General features: G+C 62.8%; 1 protein-coding gene. It reads left to right on the top strand.

Features of this window, described 5'->3' with window-relative positions; translation table 11 throughout:
* Positions 1-653, top strand: a 653-nt coding sequence (locus tag NW856_RS03905) for a molybdopterin molybdotransferase MoeA (RefSeq protein ID WP_414399198.1), incomplete at its 5' end; no start/stop codon positions are given.
* Between the last annotated feature and the right edge of the window lie 73 nt (positions 654-726).

Here is a 726-nt window from a genome sequence, read left to right as displayed (position 1 = left end):
AGCAGGTGCCGGGGCCGGGGCAGGTCGTGGATTCCAACCAGTACGGCCTGGCGGCTCTGGTCAAGGCAGCGGGTGGGATCCCGATCCAGTTGGGCATCGTGCCGGATCGGCCCCAGGTGTTGCGGCAGGTCGTCCAGCAGGCCCTGGCCTCTGCCGATGGGGTGATCTCTTCCGGAGGGGTATCGGTGGGGGATTTTGACCTGGTGGAAAAGGTGCTGGAGGAGTTGGGAGGCGAGATTTTCATCCGCAGCGTGGCCATCAAGCCGGGCAAACCCCTGACGGTGGCTCGTTTTCCCAATCCCCACGGCCCCCCCAAGCTCTACTTTGGCCTGCCGGGCAACCCTGCCTCTGCCCTGGTGACCTTCTGGCGCTTTTTGCACCCGGCCCTGCGAAAAATGGGCGGATCCCTGCCCCCCTACTGGCAGATCCTCTCCGCCTTCAGCCCGGTGGATCTGCATGCCGACGGTCAGCGGGAACACTATCTCTGGGGACGGCTGCAGGTCAGGCCTGAGGGGATCCAATTTCAGCCCGCCGCCAACCTCAATTCCGGCAATCTCATCAGTCTGGCCGGCTGTAATGCCTTGGCTGTGCTGCCAGTAGGGACAACCCAGATCCCTGCCGGTTCGCCCGTTCAGGTGCTGCAACTGCCCTAGAGATCCCTGGCCCTTCTTTCGCTGCTGCCGGAATAACCGTCATAGTCGTTTCAGTTTAGGATGAGATACCCGA

This window comes from Synechococcus sp. R3-13, from assembly GCF_047462195.1.
Lineage (GTDB): Bacteria > Cyanobacteriota > Cyanobacteriia > Thermostichales > Thermostichaceae > Thermostichus.
Note: the sequence above shows the minus strand (reverse complement) of the source record. Positions and strands in the feature narration are given on the sequence as shown.